The organism is Cytobacillus oceanisediminis, from assembly GCF_004366035.1.
Taxonomy (GTDB): domain Bacteria; phylum Bacillota; class Bacilli; order Bacillales; family Cytobacillaceae; genus Cytobacillus; species Cytobacillus oceanisediminis_C.
Map to the genome: position 1 here is coordinate 668,717 of NZ_SOEE01000001.1, position 24,869 is coordinate 693,585.

A 24,869-nucleotide genomic window follows, 5' to 3' on the forward strand; every position below is an offset into this window, starting at 1 on the left:
CACTTTATCCTTCTTTACGCAAATAAAACTTCGGTTTGTAGCCTAAACTGCAAACCGAAGCTTCTGACCGCGATTAGCGGGAGGCGTTTGTACAGCGAGTTTTCAATAACTGACAAACCCTGAATGGATTACTGGGCCACACATCATATGCTCTCTTTTTTCTTTAATTCGATTGAAGCGGTTATGGCCTGCTCTTTGAGATACTCTTTTTGCAGCGCCGCATCAAATACTTCGTTCAAATGGGATACAGGAATAATCTTAATGCCTGTTATCTCATTTAAGATGGATTGCATATTTTCTTTTGGGATAATTACTGTCTGTGCTCCTGCTTTTTTAGCAGCTTTCACCTTTGGATATACGCCTCCAATTGGCTTGACATACCCGTGAATGCTGATTTCCCCGGTCATAGCTACAGTATTGTCCACTGGCCGTTTATAAATAGCAGAATAAATCCCTGTCGCCATGGCAATGCCTGCAGAAGGGCCGTCAATTGGAACCCCGCCGGGGAAGTTGACATGAATATCATATTCGTCAGCCGGTACGCCCATTGATCTCAAAACAGTAATAACATTTTCAATTGAACCCTTGGCCATACTTTTTCTGCGGATTGATTTTCCTTGGCCGCCAATGCTTTCTTCTTCTACTATGCCTGTTATATTAATACTGCCCTTTTCTTTTGCAGGAATCACAGTAACTTCAATGTCAAGCAAAGCACCTGTGTTCGGTCCATATACAGCTAGCCCATTTACAAGACCAACAGCGGAATGGGAATTGATTTTCCTTTCCATTCTAGGTGAAAGCTGACTCGATTGCACAACCCATTCAATATCTTCATCTTTTATGTAATCACGATCTTCTGTAATCGCTAACCCTGCAGAAATTTGAATCATATTAACCGCCTCTCGTCCATTTCTTGCATAATTGGCGAGAATTCCTAGCGCCTTTTCACTAATGGTGAGATTGACCTTTTCCGAAGCCTTTTTGGCTACAGCGGAAATTTCTTCTTCTGCTAACTCTCTGAAAAAAACCTCCATGCATCTGGAACGAATGGCAGGCGGTATTTCATTCGGAGTCCTGGTGGTTGCTCCAATCAAGCGGAAGTCTGCCGGCAGGCCATTTTTAAAGATATCATGAATATGGGTTGGTATTTGAGTATTTTCTTCATTATAATAAGCACTCTCCAGAAATACTTTCCGATCTTCAAGCACTTTCAGAAGCTTGTTCATCTGAATGGGGTGAAGCTCACCGATTTCGTCAATAAAAAGCACGCCTCCATGTGCATTTGTAACAGCACCCTGTTTAGGCTGCGGAATTCCTGCCTGGCCCATTGCCCCGGCTCCCTGATAAATTGGATCATGAACAGAACCTATCAGAGGATCTGCAATGCCCCTCTCATCGAATCTCGCGGTAGTAGCATCCAGTTCTATAAAAACAGAAGCTGCCTCAAAGGGGGACTTTGCATTTTTCTTGGCTTCTTCCAGTACCAATCTGGCCGCAGCCGTTTTTCCCACGCCGGGTGGACCATAAATAATTACATGTTGAGGATTGGGTCCGCATAATGCCGCTTTCAGAGATTTAATTCCATCCTCCTGCCCCACAATGTCTGCAAAACTGGCTGGACGAACTTTTTCTGATAAAGGTTCTGTTAATGAAATGGAACGCATCTTTTTCAATACATCCATTTCCTTCCTTGATTCACGGTCGATAGAAACCTTTTGTGTCCGCTGGCTCCTAAGCAAATTCCAAAAGTAAAGCCCAATGACAATTCCAAAAAACAATTGGATAAATAAAGCGATCCCCGTCCAACTCATTGTGTTCCCTCCTGCATTATTTGTCTCGTTGATAATGCTAGTATCTCCCTGACTGAGTTGGAATAAACAAGGAATTCATTTAAAAGTAAGCACGGAAAGCGGAAGCGCCTTGACCACGAAGGAACTCAGATTAAAGCCCCACGTCCTCCCAAAAGCTGCCGCTTTCGGTCGTGCGATGTATCGCTACCGTAGCTTTTCCTGTCCTGTGGCAATGTTTGAATGAACCCCCTTCCTTGAGGGCCTCAAGCATAAATTCAGAAAAGCATAAAAAATGGCCATGCCCCAAGGCTGGCCACTTTTTATTATGCTGACGTCTTGCGCTCTTCTTCTACGACTGTTCCGTCCTCCAAAACAAGTTTTGGCGAACCATTTTCAATAACCGTTTCTTTGGTAATAATGCATTTTTTAATATCTTCGCGTGATGGAAGATCAAACATTACATCCAGCATGATTCCTTCAATAATGGAGCGCAGTCCGCGGGCACCTGTTTTTCTTTCAATTGCTTTTTTAGCAATTTCTTCAAGTGCGCCTTCTTCAAAATCAAGCTCAACATCATCAAGTTCAAGCATTTTCTGATATTGTTTGACAAGTGCATTTTTAGGTTTAGTTAAAATCTCAATCAATGCAGCTTCATCAAGCTGGGAAAGGCTTGCAATAACTGGAAGACGTCCAATAAATTCAGGAATTAAACCGAATTTCAGCAGGTCTTCAGGAAGCACTTTTGCAAGAAGATCCTTTGGCTCGATTTCTTTTTGATTCTGGTCAGATCCAAAGCCAATAACCTTTTGGCCTAAACGGCGTTTAATAATTTGCTCAATGCCATCAAATGCACCGCCGCAAATAAACAGGATATTGGTCGTGTCAATCTGGATAAATTCCTGATGAGGATGTTTGCGGCCGCCTTGTGGCGGTACGCTCGCAACTGTCCCTTCCAGAATTTTCAATAGAGCCTGCTGCACACCTTCACCCGATACATCACGAGTAATTGACGGATTTTCCGACTTACGTGCAACTTTATCAATCTCATCAATATAAATGATTCCTTTTTCTGCCTTTTCTACATCATAATCTGCTGCCTGAATAAGCTTTAGGAGGATATTTTCAACATCTTCCCCTACATATCCGGCTTCAGTCAATGATGTTGCGTCTGCAATTGCAAACGGAACATTAAGAATACGGGCCAATGTCTGAGCAAGCAAGGTTTTACCGCTTCCAGTCGGACCGATCATGGCAATGTTACTTTTTGATAGTTCAACTTCATCTATCTTGCTGTTGGAATTGATGCGCTTATAGTGATTATATACCGCAACAGATAACGATTTTTTCGCCTGATCCTGGCCAATTACGTACTCATCCAGAATATCGCGGATTTCAGCTGGCTTTGGCACATCTTTGAATTCCACTTCTTCTTCTGTACCCAGCTCTTCTTCCACAATTTCAGTGCAAAGTTCGATGCATTCATCACATATATATACTCCTGGCCCGGCAACAAGTTTGCGGACCTGATCCTGTGTCTTGCCACAGAAAGAACATTTCAATTGCCCTTTTTCATCATTAAATTTAAACAAATCCTTCACCCCTTGAAAAAACTTCAAAACGATATATTAAGCTTGCGAGATCACATGCAAATAGTTCTTTATTCAGCCTAGAAAGGTTGGGAATTATAATGGACTCTGTGTAATATACGTGCAAACATGCCCTCTTTAATAATTCACACTTTCTTAAAAATCAAAACCTTCAGCAGTTATGTATTGCATTGTAACACATTTTTACAGTGGACAGGAAATGATAACTCTTAAAACATTTCAATTATGTATGCATGCATGTGATGGGATTTCGCAAAGAAAAAACAGGCTGAATTTTATATGTACTTTCATAAGCTTAACCAAAAATGGCTAAATTAAGTCGGCCCCTTGGACCGATAATTAAAATATCTATATATGTATTTGTATTCCTGTCCATGTTCAATATGCCGTAAAACTTTTCACCAGGCAAAAGATACAAGGGAGATTTTAATTATGATTGTCTTGATGGTATAAAACAAGGCACGATATACTCGCGCCTTGTTTCTTATTAAAAGGGAGAAAATTTCTGCTGTCGAAGTTAGACTGCTGTCTAATTCCGCCTCCTTGCTCCTCGTGGTCATAAGCCAAATTACAACTGAGGTTCAACACCTCCTCCGTAATTCGTCTTATGCTTGTCGGGGCAATGCAGTCGGCTCCACTTTTCTTTTATTATGCAACAGTCTTACTATTTTCCACAAGGAAATCTACTGCTTTTTTAATTTGAAGATCTGCTTTTAGGCCTTCAAGGCTTCCAAGAGCTTGTGTGATCTGGTCAGCAGACATATTGTACATTTCTGCCATTTTGTTAAGTTCTTCTGTAACTTCTTCATCGCTTACTTCGATGTTTTCTGCCTTTGCGATCGCTTCAAGAGTAAGGTTAACGCGTACGCGCTTTTCAGCTTCCTCTTTCATTTGCTCGCGCAGTGCAGCTTCATCCTGTCCGGAGAACTGGAAGTATAGTTCAAGGTTCATGCCCTGCGTTTGCAGACGCTGTTCGAACTCCTGCATCATGCGGTTAACTTCTGTGTCAACCATTGCAGCTGGAATTTCCATTTCTGCATTTGCTGCTGCTGCTTCAACAACTGTATCGCGGACATGGTGCTCAGCTTCATGCTTCTTGCTTTCTTCTAAGCGAGATTTGATTTTTTCTTTTAATGCATCCAAAGTTTCAACTTCTTCGTCTGCATCTTTAGCAAACTCATCATCAAGCTCAGGAAGCTGTTTTGTTTTGATTTCATGTACAGTTACTTTGAATGTTGCAGGCTTTCCAGCTAGCTCGGCTGCATGGTATTCCTCTGGGAAAGTAACTTCAACTTCCTTAGATTCTCCAGCCGCTGTTCCAGCCAATTGATCTTCAAAGCCAGGGATGAACTGTCCTGAACCAAGTTCAAGTGAGTAGTTCTCAGCTTTTCCGCCTTCGAAAGCTTCGCCATCAACGAATCCTTCAAAGTCCATAACAACTGTATCGCCAGTTTCAGCTTTTCCTTCTTCTTTAACGGCAAGTTCAGCTTGTCTTTCCTGAAGTGAAGTTAGCTCGCTGTTAACATCTTCATCCGTAACGTTTGTTTCAAGCGGCTTGACTTCAAGGCCTTTGTATTCGCCAAGCTTTACTTCAGGCTTAACAGTAACTGTAGCTTTGAAGATTAGGTTTTTTCCTTTTTCGATTTGCTCAACATCGATTTCAGGACGATCTACCGGCTCAATGCCTGTTTCATCAATTGCATTAGCATAAGCTTCTGGAAGAAGATAATCTACTGCATCCTGGTATAAAGATTCAACTCCGAAACGCTTTTCAAACATTCCGCGAGGCATTTTTCCTTTACGGAATCCTGGAACGTTTACTTGCTTAACTACTTTTTTAAATGCAGCGTCTAAGCCTTCATTCACTTTCTCTGCATCTACTTCAATTGTAAGAACCCCGCGGTTCCCTTCTAACTTTTCAAATTTAGCAGACATACAATCATTTCCCTCCAAAAATCTATTATCATTTCATTCAACACAGAATGTTATGAATATCTCTTGTTTTTCAAGCCATATCCATTAAATAAAAATGTATATATACACATAATACAACCATTATATTATAACATACACTCTCTGTCTTTCAACATTGAAGGCTAAATATTGGGATAAGAAATTTCTTCTATCTTTCTTATAAAGGCAAGAGCCTGTTCAATCTCCTCTTCTGGAGCTTCATAAATATCTCCCAGTTTGCTGAAAGAACTGGTTAAGCCATGGTACTCATATGAAAGCATATGGTATGCCGCCGCCCAGGACGCAGCGTTATCCGGTGAGGCCTCAAGCGGATATAATAGGAAAAAGTGCCTTTCTGCAAGGCTCTTTGTATTTTCATATAATACTGGATCTTCCTGCTCGAGCTGAATCTCCAGTTTGTTGACTATTTTTAACAGCATCGGCTGCTGATGTACCGGGGGGAGTTCAGCAGGAATAACGCGAACACTCTTATCAAATTTTCGAATCGGTACATATTTATCATAACCATGCTCGGTAAGCACATTTAACAGCATTGTTTTAAAGAAAGGATTACCGTCATGCGCTTCAAGATATGCTTTAATATCTTCTATATATGGCCTGATATTATGTTCTGCCAGCTGTGCAGCGATCTGCATTTGGTCATGCTGATCCTGGTAGGAGAACAAATTGAGCTTCCTATTTTTGAATTCCTCCATATCAGGTGCACCAGTCTCGGCTTCAGAAGGTGAAGCAGCCATCTTTCTGCTGAACTCAAGCATTCTGCTGAAATGCTCAAACTTCTCCTTCGGGATCTCCCTCTCTTCAAGGAGAACTTCAATCATTGCTGCAATCTCGCTGTATTGGTGCAGCTGCACAAGGATCATTAAATAAAGGTCCATTACTTGTATGTAATCCCCAATGCCTGTTTGGAGCATTTTATTAGCCAGTTCTTTCGCTTTTTCCAACGCTCCCGCTTCATAATATGCCAGAACAAGCCCGATATGGACATCGGTATTCTCAGGCTCCATCTCCATTGCTTCTTCAAAGAACTGGATCGATTCCTGATACCTTTTCTGCTGAAAGGACTCAAGCCCCTTTTCCAGCAGTCTTTTCTCAAGGCCGGGAAATAGAATGATTTTATTGTATTGTTTTTTCCGTTCCCGCTTTCCCATGTTAATACCGCCTCAATTTATATTTTTGAAGTTAGTGTAGCATGAATCAGCAGAAAAACAAAAAGATTCATGGTTTCCCGCCATGAATCTTTCATACATTCTTACTGTACCGCTAACAGTTTTTCTTCAAAATTTGAAATGCTACTTTCTAATTGAAGGGTAATCTCTATTTCATCCCAGCCATTAATCAGCATTTTCTTCCAGTAATCATTAATAGAGAATGATACTGAAAAACTATGTTCATCTTCAATTACTTGATTCTGCAAATCAACCTTCAATTCGTATGGCTGGCTTTTAGCACACTTGAGCAGATATTCGACTGTTTCAGCCGGAAGAGTAATTGGCAAAAGTCCATTTTTTAAGCAATTTTGATGAAAAATATCAGCAAATGAAGGGGCAATGATGACTTTAAATCCATAATCCCCCAAAGCCCATGGGGCATGCTCCCTTGAAGAACCGCAGCCGAAGTTTTCATTTGCAATGAGTATAGGGGCACCCAGGTTTTCTTCCTTATTCAACTCAAACTCAGGGTTAGGCAGACCATCTTTTGTAAATCTCCAGTCATAGAACAGATACTGTCCAAACCCCGTTTTCTCAATTCTTTTAAGAAATTGCTTTGGGATAATCTGATCAGTATCCACATTTGCTCTATCTAAAGCAGCCGCTTTCCCTTGCAGTGTTTTAAATCCGCTCATCTTGTTCTCCTCCTTTTTATTGAACTGTTTCTGCGCTAAGCAAAGCACCTACGTCCACAAAATGTCCGTACAAAGCTGCTGCAGCCGCCATTAATGGACTGACAAGATGTGTTCTGGCTCCTGACCCCTGGCGTCCTTCAAAATTTCGGTTGGATGTTGATGCACAATGCTCTCCGCTTGGCACAATATCATTATTCATGCTCAAACACATGCTGCAGCCTGATTCCCTCCATTCAAAACCAGCCTGCTTAAAGATAAGATCCAGCCCTTCAGCCTCCGCCTGCTTTTTGACCTGCTGTGACCCTGGAACAACCAGTGCACGGACTTGAGGATGAACTTTCTTCCCTCTAATTATTTCTGCGGCCTGTTTTAAGTCTTCCAGCCGGGAATTTGTACAGGACCCGATGAAAACATGCTGAATCTGGATGTCTTCAATTTTCTGCCCTTCCTGCAGCCCCATATAATCTAAAGCTCTAGAAAGTGATTTTTGTTCAAGCTCGTTTTTGCATTCCTCAAGTTTTGGAAGTTTTTCATTCACCTTGGAAGTCATAGAAGGATTCGTCCCCCAGCTGACCATAGGCGCAATATCTGCTGCATCAATTTGAATGGTTTTATCGTATGCCGCATCAGGATCGGATACAAGCTCTTTCCAATTCTCGACCGCCTGTGCAAATTCAGCTCCTTCTGGTGCATACTTCCGTCCTTGCAGATACGCAAACGTCGTTTCATCAGGACTGACAAGCCCCGCCCTTGCTCCTCCTTCAATGGACATATTGCAAATCGTCATTCTTTCTTCCATTGACATTTTCGCAATGGCATCACCGCAATACTCAATAATATGGCCCGTACCAAAGCCAATTCCGTTTTTGGCAATTATATAAAGTATTACATCTTTAGCGGTAACACCTTTTTTCAGATCGCCATTTATCTCCAGCTTTAATGTTTTAGGCTTGCTTTGCCATAAAGTCTGGGTAGCCATGACATGCTCCACTTCACTTGTTCCAATGCCAAATGCTATTGATCCAAAAGCTCCATGAGTCGATGTATGGCTATCACCGCAAACAATTGTCATGCCTGGCTGGGTAAGACCCAGCTCCGGCCCGATAACATGGACTATCCCCTGTTCAGGACTATCCAGCCCGGCAAGAGGGATGCCGAATTCCAGACAGTTTTTTTCCAATGTAGTCATTTGGTTTAGTGCAACAGGATCATTGATGACTTTTCGGTTATCAGTAGGAATATTGTGGTCAACTGTAGCAAACGTTTTATCAGGCCTTCTGACTTTTCTGTTTTTCATTCTTAAACCTGAAAAAGCCTGAGGGGACGTAACTTCGTGCACTAAGTGGAGGTCTATGTACACCAAATCCGGTTTCCCCTCTTCCCTGTGGACTACATGCTTTTCCCAAATCTTATCTATTATTGATTTTCCCATTCCGTTCCACTCCCTTTTTAAAAGAAACACGGCCGATGAAGGCCGTGTCTCAGTTTTTAAAAATCAGCTGAGACTGTTTCCAGCCATCATTTCAGCTTTATGCATAAGCCCCCATGATATTAAGAATAGCTTCGTTATCCAAAAGGGTAGCCTTTACCTCTTCAATCATTTCAGAAGTAGTAACCACCTTTTTTCCAAATGAAACAATATCTCTTGTACGATAGCCAGCTTCAAGTACTTGATTAACAGCATTTTCAACCGCTTCAGCTTCCTCTTCCATTCCGAAAGATAATCGAAGCATCATGGCTGCTGATAAAATCATGGCAATAGGATTGGCTGCATTCTTACCTTGAATATCCGGTGCTGAACCATGGATTGGTTCATATAAATAAGGCCCGTTTTCCGAAATACTGGCGGAAGGAAGCATCCCTAAAGAGCCAGTCAATACAGACGCTTCATCGCTCAAAATATCACCAAACATATTTTCCGTTACTACAACATCGAATTGCTTCGGATTTTTAATCATTTGCATCGCTGCATTGTCAACAAGCATATGCTCCAATGCCACTTCCGGATATTGCTTTGCAATTTCGTCCGCTACCTCTCTCCACATTCGGCTTGATTCCAGAACATTGGCCTTGTCAACAGAAGTCACCTTGCCACGGCGGCTTCCGGCAAGTTCAAAGGCCAGTTTAATGACACGCCGCATTTCTTCTTTTTGATAAAACAATGTATCTACCACAGCATCTTTTCCGTTTTGCTGGGTCCTCTCGCTTGGCTTGCCGAAATACAGGCCGCCAGTTAATTCCCTGACCATCAGCATATCCACACCCTCAATTACTTCATTTTTTAATGGGGAAGTATCAGAAAGGCTGGAATAATATTGAGTTGGCCGCAGATTTGCATAGAGATTCAATTCCTTGCGGATCTTCAAGAGACCCTTTTCAGGACGAAGGTGGGGAGGCTGCTGGTCCCATTTAGGCCCTCCAACCGCTCCAAGCATGACCGCATCGCTATCTTTGCAAAGCTCCAGTGTTTCATCAGGCAGTGGGGTTCCGGCTGTATCAATAGCAGAACCGCCAATTTTGCCATATGAAAATTGGAATTGATGTCCGAACCGTTCTCCAACAGCCTGCAGGACTTCAATTGCTCCCTTCACCACTTCTTTGCCGATCCCATCTCCTGGAAGTACTGCGATACGTTTTTTCATTTTTAATCCCTCCGTCTGTTTTTTTGTTTATTTTTATAGATTATTGTTTTGGTTATAGTGATGTCAGCACGGGGCACTAAAGCGAACCCGCGGGGAGGAAAGGGAGCTTCTATTAATTCGCCTCTACCGCTTGCGCCTGTGCTTTTTCTTTCATATATATCACTCTATTAACAGCGTTCAAGTAAGCCTTTGAGGATGCTTCGAGCACATCCTGGGCCAATCCGCGGCCGCTGGTTTCCATTCCTTCGTAGTTCAGCTTCACATAAACCTGGGCTAAAGCGTCTCTTCCTGCCCCTACGGATTGAATGCGGTAATCAAGAAGGTTAGCTGATCCATTCAGGCATTTTTCCAATGTGTTATAAAGCGCCTCTATGCTTCCTGCTCCAGTACCGGCTTCCTGGATCACTTCGTTGTTTGATCCTGACAGGGTAACAGTTGCTGTTGGAACAGAGTTCGTGCCATACTGAATTTGGATTCCGATCAAATCATAGAATCGCTGTTCCTTGGAGAGCTTCTCTTCAAGTACGATGGCCGCAAGGTCGTCGTCTGTCATCTCTTTTTTGCGGTCTGCCAAATCTTTGAAAACTGTGAATAGCCGGTTTGCTTCTTCATCTGCTACTTCAAGTCCCAGTTCACTCAGGCGGTTTTTAAAGGCATGGCGTCCTGAATGTTTTCCAAGCACCATGGAATTGGATTGGAATCCGACTAGATCAGGGGATATAATTTCATAAGTTGTTTTTTCCTTCAGTACCCCATCCTGGTGTATTCCTGATTCATGTGCAAAAGCATTTCTTCCGACAATCGCTTTATTGGCTGGTACCACCATGCCTGTCAGCTTGCTGATCAGGCTGCTCGTTCTGCTGATTTCCTGAAGATTCAGACGGGTGGAAGCCTGATAATGATTATTTCGGATATAAAGGGCTACCGCCAGCTCCTCCAATGCCGCATTTCCTGCTCTTTCACCAATCCCGTTAATAGTGCCCTCAATCTGCGTTGCTCCATTTTCTATAGCTGAAAGGGAATTAGCTATGGCCATTCCCAAGTCATCATGGCAATGAGCAGATAAGGATACTTTATCAATAGAAGGAACATGATTTCTTAAATATTGAAAAATCTCTCCATATTCCTGCGGTGTTGTGTATCCAACAGTATCCGGTATATTAATGATCCTCGCCCCAGCCTGGATTACCTTTTCGATTATTTCAGCAAGAAAAGGCAATTCCGTCCTGGTAGCATCCTCCGCAGACCATTGGACGATTGGGAACTTTGAAGCAGCATACTTAACTGTTTCCACTGCTGTTTCAACCACTTCTTCTTTCGTTTTCTTTAACTTATATTGTCTGTGAATCGGAGAGGTTGCCAGGAATGTATGTATCCTTGGCTCAGCCCCGTCCTTCAATGCTCCCCATGCGGCATCTATATCAGAGATAACTGCTCTTGCCAGGCCTGTGACCGAGCAATTTTTAATCGTCTGGGCAATTTTCTGTACAGAAGCAAAATCACCTTTTGACGCTGCAGGAAAACCAGCTTCAATAATATCAACATTCAAGCGCTCCAGCTGCCTTGCGATTTCTAACTTTTCGGAGAAGTTAAGGTTTACACCGGCCGATTGTTCCCCATCTCTTAAGGTTGTGTCAAATATCTTAATTGTTCGCACTTACGACCACTTCTTTCTTCTTGCTGCTATTGACAAACGGCATCATTTTGCGAAGCTCTCTTCCAACCTGTTCGATCGGATGCTCATTTTCTCTTTGATTTACGGCATTGAATACCGGTCTATTTGCTTGGTTTTCCAGAATCCAGCCTTTAGCAAAATTGCCTTCCTGGATATCTTTCAAAACTGCCTTCATTTCTTCTTTCACTCTTGCATCTACCACCCGCGGGCCGCTGACAAAATCTCCCCATTGAGCAGTATCTGAGATGGAATAGCGCATTCCTTCCAGACCGCCTTCATACATAAGGTCAACGATGAGTTTTAGCTCATGAAGACATTCGAAGTATGCCAGTTCCGGCTGATAGCCAGCTTCAGTAAGAGTTTCAAATCCTGCTTTCACCAAAGAGGTCAACCCGCCGCATAGCACTGCCTGTTCGCCAAACAGATCTGTCTCTGTTTCTTCTTTAAACGTTGTTTCCAATGCACCTGCGCGAAGAGATCCAATGGCTTTAGCGTAAGCAAGGGCCAGTTCCTTCGCTTCCCCCGTTACGTCCTGATGGACTGCAAACAGTGCTGGGACACCTGCATCCTGTTCATATGTTCTTCTGACCAAATGGCCTGGTCCTTTAGGTGCTACAAGCAGTACATCACACTCTTTTGGAGGCACAATCTGATTAAAATGGATATTAAATCCATGTGCAAACATTAATGCCTGGGTTGATAGATTTGGTTCGATTTCTTCCTTGTATACTTTTGGCTGGAGTTCATCCGGCAATAAGATCATCACTACATCAGACTGTGCAGCAGCCTCAGCGACCGAATATACCTGGAAGCCGTCTTCTTCTGCTTTTTCCCAAGATTTTCCTTTTCTAAGGCCGATTACAACTTCAACTCCGCTGTCCCTCATGTTTAACGCATGCGCATGTCCCTGAGAACCGTATCCGATGACCGCTACTTTCTTTCCGTTTAAATAAGCTGCATTTGCATCTCCGTTATAATACATTTTTGCCATGTTTTATCTCCCTCTCCGATTAAAATAATATTTTAGTATTAGATTTATTAAACAATGGAATATGATTTGGACTGCTGTGAAGTACGCTGTGTTCCTCTAGGGAATGCCGTTGTTCCCGTCCGGGCAAGCTCTTTGATTCCATAAGGTTTAATGAGTTCAATGAAAGCTTCTACTTTATCAGATTCACCTGTAATCTGAACAGTCATGCTATCCTTGCTGACATCAATAACAGAGGCTCTGAAGGGTTCAATCAAGGAGTATATTTCATTCCTTGTATAAGGGACCGCCTGAACTTTAATGAGGGCGAGCTCCCTTGCCACTATCGATTGATCCGTGATATCAGTCACTTTTATCACATCGATTTGCTTGTTTAGCTGTTTAGTAATTTGTTCACTGGCACTGGAGTCCTCAACATGGACCACACAAGTGATGCGCGACATCCCTTCATGTTCAGACAGGCCAACTGAAATGCTCTCAATATTAAAGTTTCTTTTGGAAAATAAATTTGTGATTCTGTTTAGAACACCCGGCCGATTCATCACAGTCAGGCATATGACTCTTTTCATGGTTTTACACCTGCCATTTCATGAAGTCCTTTCCCAGGTGCAATCATCGGATACACGTTTTCATCCGGATCCACCCGGAAGTCGATAAGTACTGGTTCGCGGTTATGAAGCACTTCATCCAATAATTCTTCAGCTTCTTCTTCAGATTGAATGACATATCCTTTTATTCCGTAAGCTTCTGCCAATTTTACGAAAGATGGCTGTACTGGAATTTTGCTGTGAGAGAAACGGGATTCATAAAATATCTCCTGCCATTGCCGAACCATGCCAAGGGCCATATTATTAAAAATTATAATTTTCACCGGCAGGTTCATTTCCTGTATAATGGCAAGCTCCTGTGTTGACATCTGGAACCCTCCGTCTCCGCAAATAGCGAGTACGCATGCTTCCGGGTCGGCCAGCTGAGCTCCGATGCTGGCGGGGAAACCAAACCCCATTGTACCAAGCCCTCCTGATGTCACCCATCTGTCTGCCTTATTAAAGCGGTAGTATTGGGCTGCCCACATTTGATGCTGTCCTACGTCTGTTACGACGATGGCATTCCCTTCCGTTTTTGAATGGAGCATTTCCATGACTTTCTGAGGCTTTAATCGTCCAGATTCTTTATCATAGAAATATGGATATTCCTCCTGCCACCTCAGGATGGTTTCCATCCATTCTTTATGGGCCGGGGGTTTTCCATCCTGCAGAATCAGCTGCTCAAGAGCTTCTTTTGCATCTGCCACAATCGGAATGGACGTTGGAACGTTCTTGCCGATTTCAGCAGGATCAATATCAATATGGGCGACTGTTGCATGTGGTGCAAAATGCTGTAAGTTTCCTGTTAGTCTGTCATCAAATCGGGCTCCAATATTTATCAGCAAGTCACATTCTGTGAGTCCCATATTGGCTGTATAACAGCCATGCATCCCTGCCATTCCGATAAATAATGGATGATCTGCGGGGAACCCGCCGAGGCCCAGGAGTGTGTGAATAACAGGAACCTGCTGCTGCTCTGCGTACTCTTTTAATTCTTTGGATGCTCTTCCATGAAGCACGCCAGCACCAGCCAGGATGACAGGCTTTTTCGATCTGCTGACCGCTTCAGTTAATTTCCTTATTTGCAGGTAATTTGGTTTTAATGTCGGCTGATATCCCGGCAGATTCACTTCCTTTTCTTCCTCAGGCTGATCTGAAACTCCCGCAGCAATGTCTTTAGGGATATCGATCAGTACCGGTCCTGGCCTGCCGGTTGAAGCTATATAAAAAGCTTCTTTAATAATTCTCGGGATATCTTCAATGCTGCGGACCTGATAATTGTATTTTGTAATTGGAGTGGTTATCCCCAGGATATCTGCCTCCTGAAAGGCGTCTGATCCAATGACTCCCGTTGCCACCTGGCCTGTAAAAACAATCAGCGGAAGTGAATCCATCATTGCGTCTGCAAGCCCGGTAACAATATTAGTGGCTCCTGGTCCTGAAGTGGCAATTACAACACCCGGCTTTCCAGATATACGGGCATACCCTTCAGCAGCATGAATTCCTCCCTGTTCATGACGCGGCAGCACATGAAGAATCTTTGAATGATACAGTTTGTCGTAGAGTGGAAGAACAGCTCCTCCAGGATAACCAAAAATCACTTCAACATTTTCTTTCTCCAAGGCTCTTAATAACAGATCAGCACCGGTGACAGGATGTGTCTCCGTTTTTGTTTCTGTTAAGGCAGCTTCCTGCAGCATTTGTTGATAACCTCCTCATGTTTTTTTAACTCCAATATAAAAAGCCCTTCCACCCCTAAAGACACCTATCGATTGTAGGTATAAGGGATGAAAAGGCTTTGATAACCTGTTCCACGGTACCACCCTGATTCACGCTTATAGTGCGTGCACTCATGAACAGCCACATGCTGTCCGTTTTGATAACGGGTGAAGAACACCCGGCAGCCCCTAATCGAACATCTTTCAGGACTGCGCTCAGAGGTGAGTTCATTTTAAGAGGGCATTACCGGTTTTCAGCAGGTCCGGCTCTCTGTGAATGCCTGTCATAAAACTACTTATCCTCTTCTACGCTTTTCCTATTCTGAGATTTTGATCTCATTACACTAACGCTTTAAATCATTGAATTATTAAATAAAAAAAACCCAAAATACTTATTACAAGAATGATTTCACTGAGATGAAGGTTATAATTCTATTTAACTTAAAGGTGTGAATTTCTTATATTGAGGACTATCTTACGCCCATTTTTATCAGCCGTCAACACCCTTTTTATGAATTATTTGATAATTTCGATTAGTCTGTTTTTGTGTATCCGCTTACATTGTTGATATATTCACATTCTCTGGGACAAAAAAATTTTAGATAATTTTTTTATTAAGGGAAATAACACCTGAAATGCGGTTTGAAAATTTAAGAAATTCTAAAATATTTAAGTACTGAAGGCTCTGCTGGCAGACTTCTGCCATTAAAACTAAATTAAAAATAAAAAAACTCACCAAAAAGGTGAGTAAGAATTCGGTAAGATATGTAGTGCTGCCAGATGTGTAAATGGCGTCCCAGGAGAGATTCGAACTCCCGACCGACGGCTTAGAAGGCCGTTGCTCTATCCTGCTGAGCTACTGGGACGTATTGAATATTATTTCTTGATTGAGAATTAATTAACTCAACGACAAGATTTATTATATTAGACAAATGTTAAGAAGTCAACACTTTGTAAGATATTTTTTTATTATTGAGGGAAGACTGGCTTCCCTCAGTTATTATATTCAAATTAATCGCTTTTTACCAGGGAAAAATTTTGTGTCAGTTCAGGAATTTTCCCATTAGATAAGTCATACACATCCAGTGTAACAATCTTTCCCCTGGCTTCCAGTATGACATATGTTTTTTCCTTTCTTCCTCTCGGCAGCCGTATGCTCCCAGGGTTAATAAATAATATCCCATTAGACATTTCAGCTCCCAGACCATGTGAATGGCCAAAACATACGATATCTGCTTCCATTTCACGTGCCTTGTATGAAAGATTCATTAAGGTAGACTTAACGGAATATCTGTGGCCGTGTGTGACAAAAAAGCGGAGTTCTCCAGCTTCTTCTATTCTATCCTCCGGGAATGCTGCCTCAAAGTCACAATTTCCTCTTACAGCAGCGTAGCCTCTTAATGATTCATGATCTGCCTGAAGCTCAGAATCTCCGCAATGAATCATCAGATCCATATCAGGATGCATTTCGCGGATTTGGCTGAGTTCAGAGGTTAACCCATGGCTATCACTGACTATCAGAACCTTCATGAGTACTCAGCTCCGGCCACGAAAGAAGGAAGCAGCTCCTCCAGCTGTTTGAGAGCATTCGCCCTATGACTGATCTGGCTTTTTTCCTCCGGCATTAATTCAGCCATTGCTTTATCTTTTTCTTCCGCAAAGAAAATAGGATCATAGCCGAATCCATTAGTCCCTCTCTTTTCTCTTAAGATATGGCCTTCACAAGTCCCTGCAACTGTTACAGTAGTTTTTCCGGGTGCAGCGATTGCAAGAGCGCAATAGAACCGCGCCTGCCGCTGATGATCCGGAGTGCTTTCGAGCTCATCGAGAACCTTTTCCATGTTTTTCTGGTCGTTTTTTTCTTCTCCTGCATAGCGGGCGGAATAGATGCCTGGCTTTCCACCTAGAGCATCAATGATCAATCCAGAATCATCGGCAATTACCATTCTCCCAAAAGCTTCAGAAACGGCTTCCGCTTTCAGAATGGCATTCTCTTCAAACGTGCTTCCTGTTTCCTCTACATCGTGAAAATCAGGATAATCCAGCAGCGTTTTAACTTCATACCCAAGAGGTTTGAACATCCGTTCAAACTCTCTGGCTTTGCCTGCATTTTTGGTTGCGATAATCACTTCCTGCATGCTATGACCTCCCCTCCAGCTTTTCTCTTTTGCTTTGAATGCTTTCTGTGATATTCACTCCAAGCGCAGCCTTTTGAAACTCAAACAGCTCTGATATGCCTTCCTGTGCAGCACCCAGCATTTCCTGCAGCTGGGTATAAGAAAAAGTCGCTTCTTCACCCGTTCCCTGAAGCTCCACAAACTCACCGCTGCCAGTCATAACGATATTCATATCTACTTCCGCTGAGGAGTCTTCAATATAATTCAAATCCACTGCAGTCTGCTTGTTTTTAAGAATTCCCACGCTTGTGGCAGCAAGAAAATCATTGATTGGGTAGTGAGTAAGCTTCTTGCTGCTGTAAAGTTTATCCATCGCCTGTGACATAGCGACAAAGGCTCCTGTAATGGATGCTGTCCGGGTCCCTCCATCCGCCTGGATTACGTCGCAATCAAGCCAAACCGTTCTTTCGCCAAGTGCTTCAAGATCCACCACTGCACGGAGAGCACGGCCGATCAGACGCTGGATTTCCATTGTTCTCCCTGAGATTTTCCCTTTTGCAGATTCCCTGATATTTCTCTGTTCGGTTGCTCTTGGAAGCATGGAATATTCAGCTGTTATCCAGCCTTTCCCCTGTCCCCTCATAAAAGGAGGGACCCTCTCATCGATACTTGCTGTGCAAATCACCTTCGTGTCTCCCACAGTTATAAGGACAGAGCCCTCAGGATGCTTTAAGTAATCTGTTTCAATATGTATAGGCCTAAGCTGCTTCGGTTCACGTCCATCTGCACGCATAAGCTGATTCCCCCTTCTTTTGCTTATGTTAAAAAAATTATTTAGCCAGGGCATCGCCCTAAGTATGTTTTTGTCCAGGTACATTGGCATGCCTTCATTTTACCAACAAAGAAGAGGCGGCATTAAATGCCAACCTCTTTTTCCTGTTACTATATAGTATAACAAAATCTGCACTATTAAAAACTTCCTGTATTCACATTTTCAGGGCGGGTTACAGGCTCAGATAGTTTTTGGCCATCCTCATTGACAATCTCTGCTTTGCCATCGACTGTGACAGCCACGCTTTCGATGCCCTTTTGTTCTGTCAGTGAAAGGACAAGTGCATTCAGCAAGTGCTTGGAAATCATTTTCTCTTCGAAGCTGCTGAAAACATTCTCATTGAAGTTTAATGTGACTTTTCCTTCTTCAACTTTTGGAGCGTCAAGCAGCTCTACATCCGGAAGGAAGTCTGTCACCAGATTGGAAGCATAGTTCGGCCCTTTTATCAGTTCGGATACAACCGCTTCAACTTTATTGTCGATATCATTGCTGACACGCTTGGTGACAGGCACGTAATAATAGTTTTCTTCATCCCCGCCCAGATAATAAACGGTAATCGGCTTCGTATTCGTGATATCCACTACTTCCGTTGTATCCATGTTTATTCCATTGGCTCTGCTCAACGCCGAACTGACCGGAGTGCCATTCACAGGCATCTCCTTTAATTCATGTCCGTTTAATGTCAGCTTAACTTTATCAATGGAATCAAATTGTGTAAGTGTCCAAGTAATTGATTGGAGAATATTCTTTTCATCTTCCTTAGCATATTCCTTAAATTCTTTTGAAAAATCGACGGTTGCAACTTTATCTTTAATATTTACAGAAACTTTTGTATCAGCCGGAAGGACTGCACGGAAATCATTAGGAAGAAGCTCTGTAACGGGTCCGTTTTCTACCAGGTACTCTAACGCCTGTGTTGCAACTGAATTAGTTTTTGGCAGGTCAATAGTCTGGGGAACGACATACCCGTTCTTATCAATCAAGTAAAGCTCTGTTTTAAGATTTGCCGTAACCCCCTCTTCATTTTCGGCTGTTTCTTTTCCAGCTGTTTCTTCGGCAACACTCTCGCCTTCATCAGTATAAGATACTGCTTTTGGCGGATCGACTTTTTCCTTCCCCTGGCTTCCAAACAATCCGCAGCCTGATAATAGAACAGATGATACCAGCACAGCTGACACTATTGACGTTTTTTTATTTATAGACATACATAATCCCCCCTGAGACAGTTTGTACTACATGTATACGAGCCTATCTGAAATTTAGACCGGCTTTTGGGATAAAAGTGTTAATAGATTTTTGACAAATTTGGACACAACCGAAAGAGAGGTGTAAAATGGCATCCATTAAAAAAAGAAGCCCCATAAGGAGCTTCTCTGTCATATTTGTTTCAGCAGTTCATCTTTTACCAGGACGGCTTTGATTTTAAAATAATCTATTTCTTCCGGAAGTTCTTCTTTGATTGGTTTAAGTTTGTCTCTTCCAGCTTTTTCAGCAGCCTCTAAAACCAGCTTTTCTTCCGTTTCATTGAAAATATCTGACCAGTCAATTACATTGCCTTCTCTGATAGAGCGAAATATATGCTCTTGAATTGTTATCGGTGAGAAATTTCGCTTTTTGGCTATTTCTTTTATTGAGTCCCCATCCTTGTAATAGTCAAAGGAAATCTGATAGCTTGGGCGATCATCTATTGGTTCCTCTGTTTTTGAAGGTGCTTCTGCAGCATGCTTGGGCGAAATATCATGCACTTCGGCATATTCTCTGATAGCCTGGATAAAGTCTTTCCCATACTTTTCAAACTTCATTTGCCCTACACCTTTAATATTTAACATCATGTCCTTGCTGACGGGAAAATAGCGGCTCATGTCTTTTAATGATGCATCAGTAAATACTACGAAAGGAGGGACATTTTCCTCATCTGCAATCTTTTTCCTGAGTTTTCTCAGCATCTCGAACAGCTCATTGTTTTCCTCTGTCTCCTGAACAGGCACCGGCTCACTTATTTTCATAAATAACTTTTTCTGCCCCTTCAACACAGGAACCACACTGGCAGACAGCCTTACTGTCGGATATTTTCCATCTGTTAAAACCAGATAATCCTCAGCCAGCAGATAGTTTATCATATCAGCAATCTCTTTTTCTTTGCGGTTTTTCAGCAAGCCAAATGTTGAAAGTTTATTAAAGTTCATTTCGCGGATTCTCTTGTTATTGGAGCCTTTCAAAACCTGGGTTGTCAAAGTAATGCCAAATCTTTCTCCCATCCGCTTAATGCATGAGAAAATCATTAAAGCTTCCTGAGTAATATCCATGCTTGTCCGTTCATCCAGACAGCTGCTGCATTTGCCGCATCGAAGGGGATCAGCATTCTCATCAAAATATTCAATGATATAGGACTGGAGGCATTTTTCTGTATGGCAGTAATTAACCATATCCTTAAGCTTGCTGTATTCCTGCTCCATTTTTTGTTGATTCAGGCTGCTTTCATCTATCAAAAACTTCTGCAGCTGGATATCCTGAGGGGCAAACAGCAGGTAGCATGTGCTATCCACGCCATCTCTGCCAGCCCTTCCCGCTTCCTGATAATAGGCTTCAATATTCCGCGGAAGATTATAGTGGATGACATATCTGACATTGGATTTATCAATCCCCATTCCAAAAGCATTCGTGGCGATCATAATGTCTGATTCATCGTATACAAAGGCATCCTGTGCTTCTTTTCGTTCTTCTTCCTTTAAGCCTGCATGATACTTGGCAGGTGAGCAGTCCTTGCTTTTTAAAAATTGGTACAGCTGGTCCGTTTCCTTGCGGCTTGAAGTATATATAATTCCCGCTTCGTTTTTATGTTTCTTGATGGTCTGCAATAAAAAGTCTCTTTTGTTAACACCTTTCAAAACGTGGAAAGATAAATTCTCTCTTGCAAAACCGGTAATGAACGTATATTCCTCTCCGATATTTAAAAGCCTGCGAATATCATCTGCGACGTCACGGGTTGCTGTTGCTGTCAAAGCAGCGATTACAGGTTTCTGGTTCAAGCTGTTAAGCTCTGCGACAACAGAACGATAACTTGGTCTGAAATCATGGCCCCATTGAGAGATGCAGTGCGCCTCATCAAAGACGATAGCACTAATTGAAATACCATTTAATAATTCCAAAAAGGCCTTGGAACCAAATCGTTCCGGGGCCACATATACGAGCTTATATACACCATTGCGTATTCCGGCCACAACATGCTGATATTCGGCAGAAGACAGCGTGCTGTTGATAAAAGCAGCCGGGATGCCTGCAAGGCTAAGAGCATCTACTTGATCTTTCATCAGGGAAATTAATGGAGAAATTACAATGGCCGTTCCGGGGAGTACAAGAGCGGGTATTTGGAAGCAGATTGACTTTCCGCCTCCAGTTGGGAGAATGCCAAGAGTATTGGTTTGAGAAAGGATATTTTGAATAATCTCCTGTTGACCAGGGCGGAAAGAGGTATATCCAAAATATTTTTTAAGATAGTTTTCGGCTTGTGCCAGCAAATTGATCACCAACTCAACTAATATATTTTGTCTTTCATTCTCATGATACCAAAGCTTTTTTAAAATGTAATCCTAAAAGAAAAAAACACCTTCTGAAAAAGTTCAGAAGATGTCTGCATTTATTAAAGCGATATTTTTTCTACGGTATTTACAGGAAACCCCAGCCACTTTGAAGCAATTTTAGAAAAAATGGCTGTTGAGCCCGTTGTGCAAAATTTATATTCAGGGTTCTCTGCAGCAGCTTTTAGCATTCCATAGTGATGCAGAATGGTACTTGCTTCCCTTGCTGTTTCTTCACCGGAACTGATGACATTTACGTCTTTTCCCATTACATTTTTTATAATTGGTTCTAATAAAGGATAATGGGTACATCCGAGAATAAGTGTATCCATTCCTTTGCCTTTAATAGGCTGAAGAGTCTCAGCCACGATTTTTTTGGCAACAGATCCTTCATACTCACCGCTCTCTACAAGAGGAACGAATTTAGGGCATGCCAGACTATGCACATCAGATTTCCTGTTTAACTGAATCAGCGCATTTTCATATGCCTTGCTTTTGACTGTGCCTTCTGTGCCAATGACACCAATTTTATGATTTTTTGTTACTTTTATAGCTGTTCTGGCCCCAGGGAAAATGACACCGATAACCGGTATCGTGAGTTCCCTGCGTATTTCTTCAAGGGCTACAGCAGTAGCAGTATTACAGGCAATGATCAGCATTTTAATATTTCTGTCAAGCAAGTATTTCGTCATTTGCCAGGTAAAAGATTTTACCTCGTCACCAGGCCGGGGGCCATAGGGGCATCGGGCTGTATCTCCAAGGTAAACAATATCTTCATTTGGCAGCTGCCGCATGATTTCTTTTGCGACTGTTAAGCCTCCGACTCCGGAGTCAATAATTCCTATAGGTTGTTTCACAAGTACCGCCTCATTCTCCTCGCATATCATGGTGTAATTTCATTAAGTTATCTTTTAAGAACAAGACCTCATTATGTGATGAATTTTTCAGAACTTCTTTTAGATAATCCTGGCGTTTTTTTATAACTTCTTCAATAATCCGTTCTCCCTCTTCAAGCAGGTGGATCCTGACCACTCTTCGGTCATTTGGGTCTTTAACCCTCTTCACAAGGGTGTTTTTCTCCATTCGGTCAACAAGATCTGTTGTCGTGCTGCATGCAAGATACATTTTGTTTGATAGTTCACCGATGGTCATATCGCCTTCTTCAAAAAGCCATTGCAATGCAACAAACTGAGGAGGGGTAATGGTGAAATCACTTAGAATTTCCCTTCCCTTCTGCTTGATAATGCCGGATATGTATCTTAAGTCTTTCTCAATTTCAGCTACAACATCATTTATTTCATTTGTTTTAGGATCTTCAAGCTTCATTCTTAAACACTCCCATTTAAGCTTTTACGACGTTTTCTGCCCTTGTGCATTTATTTTCACCTTTTTCCGTATAAATTTCAAGATAGAAATAAAACCAAATAATGAAAAAATCCCTTTATAAATGTGATAACCGGCTTCCCAGAAGGATAGCCGGTCTAAATTAAAGTTCTAGCTCTCCCATTCGAAGGAGCTCTACAACAGCTTGTGATCGCCCCTTTACACCAAGCTTTTGCATGGCATTGGAAATGTGGTTCCGAACCGTTTTTTCACTTATAAACAATTCACCAGCGATTTCCCTTGTTGTTTTATCTTGTACTAACAATTCGAATACTTCTCTTTCTCGTTTGGTGAGTAACGGCTTGTGAGTATATTCATTCTCCTTCAAGTATTGTAACCCTCCTTGCCTTTCGCCAGCTATGAACCGCGGGATGGGTATATATTTAGTCACCATATCATATGTCAGCAAAACAGCCGAAGTGACTATATTTAGTGAAAGGAGAAAGTTATTTTCAAAAATGTGCCATTTGTGCCGCTAGGCTCGTACTTTAACCCCGCTTTTCAGCATTTCTTTCATCTCTGCGGTCCAAGGCACACCCTTGCCTGTCACCTTTGATATCTGCACCATCGTGCCCCTGCCGGTGAAGCAAACTGAACCGTCTGATTTCTTGCCCATATAATGAAGATCAACAGAAGAATTACCTATCGAAGCAGCTTTTACATAAATTTGTATCTCTTCATCAAAGAAAACCTGGCAGATAAAATCGCATTGGAGGTCTGCTACGACTGGTATGGTTTCATTATCATGTTTTACCCAGTCCTGCATAAAGCCTTTGCTTTTGAAGAATTCTATCCGTGCTTCTTCATAATATGTAAATGGAACGGTATTGTTCAAATGTCCAAACATATCTGTTTCAGAAAATCTGACTTTTACTGGATGGAAGAAAATAAATTCTGCTTCCCATTTTTTAAAATCGTCAATATAGCTCAATTTTTTCATGTTGGTTCCTCCCGGCTATTTATGAATGAGCGCTCACTCTGTTGTATTCCATTATAGTGTTTTTTGAATTATTTGAAAACCATTCCGCATGTGTTAAAATATAATGCCTCTACTCAAATTATGAAAAATTCATTCTGCCCGTTGATTTCCGCTGCAGGCACTCGAGCTTTCCCACGGGGCTGCCGACGCTCCTCGTCGCTTAGCATCCGCGGAGTCTCCCTTGGTACTCTACTCCCGCAGAACGTCGAATAAACTTCCTTGAATCCACACCGCATGAAGAAAATACGAATGCATTTTCGAGGATCTCGCGCCTTCCACTCCAATCAACTCAGTGGTTAAATTTAATTAGCTGCTCAAAGAAACAAATTATACGAATATAGCCTAAAAAACCCCTCTCCAAAAAGGAAAGGGGTTTTAAGATTTTTAGATCTGGTCGCTTCCAAAGAAGTTTTTGAAAGACTGGAATGTTGTATCGCGGTTAAGTGCCGCAATGGATGTTGTTAAAGGAATGCCTTTCGGACAGGACTGTACACAGTTTTGAGAGTTTCCGCAGTTGGCTAGTCCGCCATCACCCATGATTTGCTCCAGGCGTTCTGCTTTATTCATTTCACCAGTTGGGTGAGCATTGAACAAACGAACCTGTGATAAAGGAGCTGGCCCAATAAAGTCAGATTTGCTGTTTACATTCGGGCATGCTTCCAGACAAACACCGCATGTCATGCACTTTGATAATTCATATGCCCATTGGCGCTTTCTCTCAGGCATACGCGGTCCAGGTCCCAAATCATAAGTACCATCGATCGGGATCCACGCTTTAACCTTTTTCAGGGAGTCGAACATACGGCTTCTGTCGACCTGCAGGTCACGGACTACAGGGAACGTGCGCATCGGCTCAAGACGAATCGGCTGTTCCAGCTGATCTACAAGTGCCGTGCAGGACTGGCGGGGCTTTCCATTAATAATCATTGAACATGCACCGCAGACTTCTTCCAGGCAGTTCATATCCCATGCGATTGGAGTAGTATGTTCACCCTTCACGTTGACCGGATTACGGCGAATCTCCATAAGGGCAGAAATAACATTCATATTTGGACGGTAATCTATTTCAAACTCTTCCTGATAAGGGGCTGAATCAGGAGTATCCTGGCGGCTGATTACAAAACGGACTGTTTTTGTTTTTGTTTCTTGCATG

The 24,869-nt window shown here is 42.3% G+C and carries 21 protein-coding genes, 1 tRNA gene and 1 other annotated feature; all 22 genes read right to left on the minus strand.

Translation table 11 applies throughout. The features are described 5' to 3' along the window. Window positions 1-143: 143 nt before the first annotated feature. Complete coding sequence (gene lonB, locus DFO72_RS03475; protein ID WP_113882681.1) at window positions 144-1,811, minus strand: ATP-dependent protease LonB; 1,668 nt, start codon at window positions 1,809-1,811, stop codon at window positions 144-146. Window positions 1,812-2,113: 302 nt separating this feature from the next. Next, complete coding sequence (clpX, locus tag DFO72_RS03480; protein WP_113882680.1) at window positions 2,114-3,379, minus strand: ATP-dependent protease ATP-binding subunit ClpX; 1,266 nt, start codon at window positions 3,377-3,379, stop codon at window positions 2,114-2,116. Between the two features lie 666 nt (window positions 3,380-4,045). Then, the gene (gene tig, locus DFO72_RS03485) at window positions 4,046-5,332 is read right to left on the minus strand and encodes a trigger factor (RefSeq protein WP_113882679.1); all 1,287 of its coding nucleotides are present in this window, start codon (window positions 5,330-5,332) and stop codon (window positions 4,046-4,048) included. A 161-nt stretch (window positions 5,333-5,493) separates the two neighbouring features. Next, the gene (locus DFO72_RS03490; RefSeq protein WP_113882678.1) at window positions 5,494-6,522 is read right to left on the minus strand and encodes a tetratricopeptide repeat protein; all 1,029 of its coding nucleotides are present in this window, start codon (window positions 6,520-6,522) and stop codon (window positions 5,494-5,496) included. A gap of 101 nt (window positions 6,523-6,623) precedes the next feature. Then, window positions 6,624-7,217, minus strand: a complete 594-nt coding sequence (leuD, locus tag DFO72_RS03495) for a 3-isopropylmalate dehydratase small subunit (RefSeq protein ID WP_113882677.1) — start codon at window positions 7,215-7,217, stop codon at window positions 6,624-6,626. 16 nt (window positions 7,218-7,233) lie between these two features. Continuing rightward, window positions 7,234-8,649 (minus strand): 3-isopropylmalate dehydratase large subunit, encoded by a 1,416-nt coding sequence (gene leuC, locus DFO72_RS03500; protein ID WP_113882676.1) that lies wholly within the window; start codon window positions 8,647-8,649, stop codon window positions 7,234-7,236. A 97-nt stretch (window positions 8,650-8,746) separates the two neighbouring features. Continuing rightward, on the minus strand, window positions 8,747-9,859 hold the full coding sequence (leuB, locus tag DFO72_RS03505; RefSeq protein WP_113882675.1) for a 3-isopropylmalate dehydrogenase: 1,113 nt from the start codon (window positions 9,857-9,859) through the stop codon (window positions 8,747-8,749). 112 nt (window positions 9,860-9,971) lie between these two features. Next, window positions 9,972-11,516: a 2-isopropylmalate synthase gene (locus DFO72_RS03510; RefSeq protein WP_113882674.1), complete on the minus strand. Its 1,545-nt coding sequence runs from the start codon at window positions 11,514-11,516 to the stop codon at window positions 9,972-9,974. Next, the gene (gene ilvC, locus DFO72_RS03515; RefSeq protein WP_113882673.1) at window positions 11,503-12,525 is read right to left on the minus strand and encodes a ketol-acid reductoisomerase; all 1,023 of its coding nucleotides are present in this window, start codon (window positions 12,523-12,525) and stop codon (window positions 11,503-11,505) included. Before ilvC ends, DFO72_RS03510 begins: the two co-directional genes overlap by 14 nt. Window positions 12,526-12,572: 47 nt before the next feature. Beyond that, window positions 12,573-13,091, minus strand: coding sequence for an acetolactate synthase small subunit (ilvN, locus tag DFO72_RS03520; RefSeq protein WP_009333175.1), 519 nt, complete (start codon window positions 13,089-13,091; stop codon window positions 12,573-12,575). Beyond that, the gene (gene ilvB / locus DFO72_RS03525) at window positions 13,088-14,809 is read right to left on the minus strand and encodes an acetolactate synthase large subunit (protein ID WP_113882672.1); all 1,722 of its coding nucleotides are present in this window, start codon (window positions 14,807-14,809) and stop codon (window positions 13,088-13,090) included. Before ilvB ends, ilvN begins: the two co-directional genes overlap by 4 nt. A gap of 80 nt (window positions 14,810-14,889) precedes the next feature. Beyond that, window positions 14,890-15,145: a binding site (T-box leader), on the minus strand. Window positions 15,146-15,616: 471 nt separating this feature from the next. Then, window positions 15,617-15,693: transfer RNA gene (locus tag DFO72_RS03530), tRNA-Arg, on the minus strand. Between the two features lie 145 nt (window positions 15,694-15,838). Beyond that, window positions 15,839-16,357 (minus strand): metallophosphoesterase, encoded by a 519-nt coding sequence (locus DFO72_RS03535; protein WP_113882671.1) that lies wholly within the window; start codon window positions 16,355-16,357, stop codon window positions 15,839-15,841. Further along, window positions 16,354-16,965: an XTP/dITP diphosphatase gene (locus tag DFO72_RS03540; RefSeq protein WP_113882670.1), complete on the minus strand. Its 612-nt coding sequence runs from the start codon at window positions 16,963-16,965 to the stop codon at window positions 16,354-16,356. Before DFO72_RS03540 ends, DFO72_RS03535 begins: the two co-directional genes overlap by 4 nt. Window position 16,966: 1 nt before the next feature. Beyond that, window positions 16,967-17,737 (minus strand): ribonuclease PH, encoded by a 771-nt coding sequence (gene rph, locus DFO72_RS03545; RefSeq protein WP_113882669.1) that lies wholly within the window; start codon window positions 17,735-17,737, stop codon window positions 16,967-16,969. Window positions 17,738-17,913: 176 nt separating this feature from the next. Next, on the minus strand, window positions 17,914-18,981 hold the full coding sequence (locus tag DFO72_RS03550; RefSeq protein ID WP_113882668.1) for a GerMN domain-containing protein: 1,068 nt from the start codon (window positions 18,979-18,981) through the stop codon (window positions 17,914-17,916). A 171-nt stretch (window positions 18,982-19,152) separates the two neighbouring features. Next, window positions 19,153-21,294, minus strand: coding sequence for a DNA helicase RecQ (gene recQ / locus DFO72_RS03555; RefSeq protein WP_113882667.1), 2,142 nt, complete (start codon window positions 21,292-21,294; stop codon window positions 19,153-19,155). Between the two features lie 122 nt (window positions 21,295-21,416). Next, window positions 21,417-22,211, minus strand: coding sequence for a glutamate racemase (gene racE / locus DFO72_RS03560; protein ID WP_113882666.1), 795 nt, complete (start codon window positions 22,209-22,211; stop codon window positions 21,417-21,419). 10 nt (window positions 22,212-22,221) lie between these two features. Next, complete coding sequence (locus DFO72_RS03565) at window positions 22,222-22,680, minus strand: MarR family winged helix-turn-helix transcriptional regulator (RefSeq protein ID WP_009333183.1); 459 nt, start codon at window positions 22,678-22,680, stop codon at window positions 22,222-22,224. Window positions 22,681-22,840: 160 nt separating this feature from the next. After that, window positions 22,841-23,065, minus strand: a complete 225-nt coding sequence (locus DFO72_RS03570; protein WP_009333184.1) for a helix-turn-helix domain-containing protein — start codon at window positions 23,063-23,065, stop codon at window positions 22,841-22,843. Between the two features lie 147 nt (window positions 23,066-23,212). After that, entirely contained in the window at window positions 23,213-23,677 is a 465-nt protein-coding gene (locus tag DFO72_RS03575; protein WP_113882665.1) for an acyl-CoA thioesterase, read from the minus strand. A gap of 423 nt (window positions 23,678-24,100) precedes the next feature. Then, complete coding sequence (gene sdhB / locus DFO72_RS03580; protein ID WP_009333186.1) at window positions 24,101-24,868, minus strand: succinate dehydrogenase iron-sulfur subunit; 768 nt, start codon at window positions 24,866-24,868, stop codon at window positions 24,101-24,103. Window position 24,869 lies beyond the last annotated feature (1 nt).

Coding starts and splice junctions, on each gene's coding strand:
- DFO72_RS03575 (WP_113882665.1), bottom strand. CDS start 23,677: ATGAAAAAATTGAGCTATATTGACGATTTTAAAAAATGGGAAGCAGAA.
- lonB (WP_113882681.1), bottom strand. CDS start 1,811: ATGAGTTGGACGGGGATCGCTTTATTTATCCAATTGTTTTTTGGAATT.
- rph (WP_113882669.1), bottom strand. CDS start 17,737: ATGCGTGCAGATGGACGTGAACCGAAGCAGCTTAGGCCTATACATATT.
- DFO72_RS03490 (WP_113882678.1), bottom strand. CDS start 6,522: ATGGGAAAGCGGGAACGGAAAAAACAATACAATAAAATCATTCTATTT.
- ilvB (WP_113882672.1), bottom strand. CDS start 14,809: ATGCTGCAGGAAGCTGCCTTAACAGAAACAAAAACGGAGACACATCCT.
- DFO72_RS03540 (WP_113882670.1), bottom strand. CDS start 16,965: ATGCAGGAAGTGATTATCGCAACCAAAAATGCAGGCAAAGCCAGAGAG.
- DFO72_RS03565 (WP_009333183.1), bottom strand. CDS start 22,680: ATGAAGCTTGAAGATCCTAAAACAAATGAAATAAATGATGTTGTAGCT.
- leuB (WP_113882675.1), bottom strand. CDS start 9,859: ATGAAAAAACGTATCGCAGTACTTCCAGGAGATGGGATCGGCAAAGAA.
- leuD (WP_113882677.1), bottom strand. CDS start 7,217: ATGAGCGGATTTAAAACACTGCAAGGGAAAGCGGCTGCTTTAGATAGA.
- tig (WP_113882679.1), bottom strand. CDS start 5,332: ATGTCTGCTAAATTTGAAAAGTTAGAAGGGAACCGCGGGGTTCTTACA.
- DFO72_RS03550 (WP_113882668.1), bottom strand. CDS start 18,981: ATGTCTATAAATAAAAAAACGTCAATAGTGTCAGCTGTGCTGGTATCA.
- sdhB (WP_009333186.1), bottom strand. CDS start 24,868: ATGCAAGAAACAAAAACAAAAACAGTCCGTTTTGTAATCAGCCGCCAG.
- ilvN (WP_009333175.1), bottom strand. CDS start 13,091: ATGAAAAGAGTCATATGCCTGACTGTGATGAATCGGCCGGGTGTTCTA.
- leuC (WP_113882676.1), bottom strand. CDS start 8,649: ATGGGAAAATCAATAATAGATAAGATTTGGGAAAAGCATGTAGTCCAC.
- DFO72_RS03535 (WP_113882671.1), bottom strand. CDS start 16,357: ATGAAGGTTCTGATAGTCAGTGATAGCCATGGGTTAACCTCTGAACTC.
- ilvC (WP_113882673.1), bottom strand. CDS start 12,525: ATGGCAAAAATGTATTATAACGGAGATGCAAATGCAGCTTATTTAAAC.